This window comes from Mesorhizobium sp. M7A.F.Ca.AU.002.02.1.1 (assembly GCF_003998535.1).
Classification (GTDB): domain Bacteria; phylum Pseudomonadota; class Alphaproteobacteria; order Rhizobiales; family Rhizobiaceae; genus Mesorhizobium; species Mesorhizobium ciceri.
The window spans coordinates 1-4,341 of the sequence record NZ_RZPB01000525.1; the positions used below are offsets into that span (position 1 = coordinate 1).

The 4,341-nt window shown below is 61.0% G+C and carries 5 protein-coding genes; all 5 read left to right on the forward strand.

Translation table 11 applies throughout. The features are described 5' to 3' along the window. The coding region (locus EN879_RS25780) for an ABC transporter substrate-binding protein (RefSeq protein ID WP_245493865.1) at positions 1-780 on the forward strand (780 nt) is incomplete at its 5' end. Positions 781-860: 80 nt separating this feature from the next. Then, positions 861-1,580, forward strand: a complete 720-nt coding sequence (locus EN879_RS25785; protein WP_024503306.1) for an ABC transporter permease — start codon at positions 861-863, stop codon at positions 1,578-1,580. Continuing rightward, positions 1,577-2,398, forward strand: coding sequence for an ABC transporter permease (locus EN879_RS25790; RefSeq protein ID WP_024503307.1), 822 nt, complete (start codon positions 1,577-1,579; stop codon positions 2,396-2,398). Before EN879_RS25785 ends, EN879_RS25790 begins: the two co-directional genes overlap by 4 nt. A 112-nt stretch (positions 2,399-2,510) precedes the next feature. Further along, the gene (locus EN879_RS25795; RefSeq protein ID WP_024503308.1) at positions 2,511-3,380 is read left to right on the forward strand and encodes an NAD(P)-dependent oxidoreductase; all 870 of its coding nucleotides are present in this window, start codon (positions 2,511-2,513) and stop codon (positions 3,378-3,380) included. A 9-nt stretch (positions 3,381-3,389) separates the two neighbouring features. Continuing rightward, positions 3,390-4,094 (forward strand): DNA alkylation repair protein, encoded by a 705-nt coding sequence (locus tag EN879_RS25800; RefSeq protein WP_063167988.1) that lies wholly within the window; start codon positions 3,390-3,392, stop codon positions 4,092-4,094. The last annotated feature ends 247 nt before the right edge of the window (positions 4,095-4,341 follow it).

Genomic DNA, 4,341 nt, shown 5'->3' on the forward strand with positions numbered 1-4,341 from the left:
ATTTCACTGCGTATCGCGCTTGCCGCTTCGGCCGCGCTGCTGACGCTCGGCGTCGCCCAGGCCCAGGAAAAGACCCTGAGGATCGGCACCGAAGGCGCCTACCCGCCCTTCAACAACCTTACCGCCGATGGCCAGCTCGTGGGCTTCGATATCGACATCGCCAAGGCGCTTTGTGATGAGATGAAGGTCAAGTGCACCTTCGTCGCCCAGGATTGGGACGGCATCATTCCAGCCCTCCAGGCCGGTAAATTCGACGCCATCGTCGCCTCGATGTCGATCACGCCGGAGCGCAAGGAGAAGGTCGACTTCTCGAACAAATACTACAACACGCCCTCGGCGATCGCCGTGCCGAAGGACAGCACGCTGAAAGGCGTGACCAAGGAAGATCTCGCCGGCAAGACCATCGGCGTCGCCACCACCACCACGCATTTCAACTATGCCTCGAAGACCTACACCGACAGCACCGTGAAGGGCTATCCGAGCAGCCCCGAGGAGCAGGCCGATCTTGCCAATGGTCGTCTCGACGCCATCGAGGACGATATCGTCGTGCTGCAGCAGTTTCTGGACTCGCCTGACGGCGCCTGCTGCAAGATCCTCGGCCAACCTTCGCCGCAGCCGGTCGAGATTTTCGGGCCTGGTGCCGGCATTGCCGTACGCAAGGGCGAAACCGACCTGGTCAACAAGCTCAATTCGGCCATCGCCGCCATTCGCGCCAATGGAAAATACAAGGAAATCAACGACAAGTATTTCAAGTTCGACGTCTACGGCGCCGAGTCCTGATAAGCCAGGTCAAGACGGCGGGGAATTTCCCCGCCGTCTTTCTATTCGTCTTGGGAATGCCGTGAGGATAAGACCGGTCGATGCCAGCCCAGAGCATATGGACACTTCTCAGTTGGGGACCTGAAGGCTGGCTTGACGATATTGCCTATGGCGCACTGATCACCATTGCGTTGGCGCTTGCCACGCTGCCCATCGGATTGACGATCGGCTTTTTCATTGCACTCGCCAAGCAGTCCGAAGAACCGTCGCTGCGCCTTGCCGCCAACATCTACACCACCGTCTTTCGCGGCCTGCCAGAACTGGTGACGCTCTTCCTGTTCTTTTTTGGCATGCCGATCCTGCTGCAGCATCTCGTCAGGTATTTCCGGCCTGACGTCACCATCGACGTCAACAGCTTTGTCGCCGGCATGATCGTGCTTGCACTGATCTTCTCCTCCTATGCCAGTGAGGTTTTCCTTTCCGCCTTCCGCGCCATTCCCAAAGGCCAGTATGAGGGCGGCTATGCCATCGGTCTTTCGAACTGGCTGACCATGCGCAAGGTGATCGTGCCGCAACTGCTGCGCATCGCGTTTCCTGGACTGGAGAACTGCTGGCTCAGCCTGCTCAAGGACACGTCGCTGGTGTCGGTCGTCGGCCTGGCCGAGACGCTGCGCAATGCCAGCATTGCGGCCCGCGTCACCAAGCACGCTTTCCTGTTCTTCGGCGTCGCCTCGCTGGTCTTTCTTGGCCTGGCCGTCCTGTCGTCCTTCGCCACCAATGCGATCCTGCGCTCGCTTGGCCGGCGGGAGGCGCAGCGATGAGCGCCACGGCCACCATGGTCGAACGTCCGCCGCCACGGGCGCGCGGCTGGCCGCGCAGGCGTATCGCCGGTTACGCGCTGGTGGGCCTATGGATTTTGTTCGGAATCGGCATCGTCAGCTATCTCTTCCTTGCCTGGAATCCTGATTTCTTTGCCAAATATGCGCCGGCTTATCTGAGCGGGCTTGGGGTCACGCTGGCGCTGGTTTCCATATCGATGGTACTCGGCGCGATCCTGTCGGTGCCCGTCGCTTACGGGCGCATGTCCAGCAACCGGATCCTGTCCGGCCTCGCCTATTGCTACGTCTATTTCTTCCGCGGCACGCCGCTGCTGGTCCAGACCTATCTGGTCTACTACGGATTGGGCTCGTTCCGCGTCGAACTCCAGTCGGTCGGCCTCTGGGATTTTTTCAAGGACGCGTTCAATTGCGGCGTCTTTGCCTTTGCGCTCAACACGGCCGCCTACCAGGCGGAGATTCTGCGCGGCGCCATAGAGAGCGTGCCAAGAGGGCAATGGGAAGGGGCGGCCTCGCTTGGCCTGCATAAGCTGCAGACGTTGCGCAAGATCATCCTGCCGCAAGCCTTGATCGTCGCCTTGCGGCCCTATGGCAACGAACTGATCCTGATGGTCAAGGCGTCCGCCATCGTCGCCATCATCACGGTCTACGATCTGATGGGCAATGCCAAGCTCGCCTTCGCCAACTCGTTCGACATCCAGGCCTATATCTGGGTCGCCCTCGTCTATCTGGTGATGGTCGAGATATTGCGGCATGGCGTCGAATGGATCGAGCGCCGGATCACCGTTCACCTGAAACGCTGACGATTTTCGATTCGGCTGCACCAGTCGATCAGGCTATACGCGTCTTGACGAATTGAGCGCAGAGCCTAGAGCTTTCGCAGCAAATTCCGTTTCCATTCTGAAGGGCAAGCTCATGGCATCTGTGGCATTTCTCGGTCTTGGCGTGATGGGCTATCCGATGGCCGGACACTTGAAGAACAAGGGCGGCCATGACGTCACCGTCTACAACCGCACCAAGGCCAAGGCCGAGCAATGGGTTGGCCAGCATGGCGGTAGCCTGGCGGCGACCCCTGCGCAGGCCGCCGAGGGCAAGGATTTTGTGTTCTCCTGTGTCGGCAATGACGACGATCTGCGTTCGGTGACGACCGGTCCGGAAGGCGCCTTCAAATCGATGAAGAAGGGTTCGGTCTTCATCGACAACACCACCGCCTCGGCCGAGGTCGCTCGCGAGCTGGCGGCGGCGGCGCTAGCCGGCGGGTTTTCGTTTCTCGATGCGCCGGTCTCGGGCGGCCAGGCCGGCGCCGAGAACGGCGTGCTGACCGTGATGGTCGGCGGCGAGCAGGACGCTTTCGACAAAGCGAAGCCTGTCATCGACGCTTTTGCCCGCATGGTCGGCTTGATGGGGTCGGCCGGTGCCGGCCAGCTCACCAAAATGATCAACCAGATCACCATAGCCGGTCTCGTCCAGGGCTTGGCCGAAGGCATCCATTTCGGCAAGAAGGCCGGGCTCGACATCGAGAAGGTGATCGAGGTGATTTCCAAGGGCGCCGCGGGCTCCTGGCAGATGGAGAACCGCCACAAGACGATGAACGCCGGCAAATATGATTTCGGCTTCGCCGTCGACTGGATGCGCAAGGATCTCGGCATCTGCCTGGCCGAGGCCGACCGCAATGGCGCCAGACTGCCGGTCACCGCACTCGTCGACCAGTTCTACAAGGATGTGCAGGCGATGGGCGGCAAGCGCTGGGACACGTCCTCGCTGCTCGCCCGTCTCGAAAAATAGGTCTCTGCCGTGGCAGAGCTCTCGCCTCAATCCAGTGCCGCGGAAATCGTCGCCCATCTTCGCGCCATCGGATCCGAGCAGAACCGCCTCGGCATGTTGCGCTACGGCATCAAGATCGACCGTGCACTTGGCATCTCGCACGGCATGCAGCGGCAGATCGCGCGGACGATCAAACGCAACCACGAGCGCGCCTTCGAGCTATGGGACAGCGGCATCATGGAGGCGCAGTTCATTGCCTCCGTCACGGCTGACCCGAAACGGTTTTCTGCTGGAGATGCAAGACGATGGGCGGCGAGTTTCGACTCCTGGGACATCGTCGACGGCGTCTCGGATCTCTTTGTCGATACGGACGCCTGGAAAGAACTGATCGCCGAGTTTGCGGCCGACGAGCGGGAGTTCGTTCGGCGCACGGCCTTCGCCATGATGGCCTGGTCTGTCGTCCACCGGAAGCAGGAGCCAGGGGCGACCTTCCTCTCCTTCCTGCCGATCATCGAAACGCACGCGAACGACAGCCGCAATTTCGTGAAGAAAGCCGTGAACTGGGCGCTTCGGTCGATCGGTAAGCGATCGATGAACATGCACGGTGCCGCCCTGGCTGTCGCCGAACGACTGGCGCAGTCGGCAGACAAGACGGCGCGCTGGATCGGCAAGGACGCCGTAAGGGAGCTGACCAATGCCAAGACGCTCGCGCGGATCGCCGCCAGGAAAGGCTGACGGCGCGCGTTCCGCCATGTCAGGATCTCGCCGACATGTGAAGTGGCTGCCGACATGTGATGCGCCTCGAGCGTTGACGTCTTTGGCAGCGGCGTCTTTACTTGAGGCTCAAAGGAAGCGGCCGATGAGCAATCCTCTAAAATCAACCCTGGCGCTCGCTGCCGCTTTGTTTGTGTCCGCTGCCGCCGATGCCTCGGCCGAGACTGCGCACATATTCTGGAAGGATCTGCGTCCGGCTACGCAATCC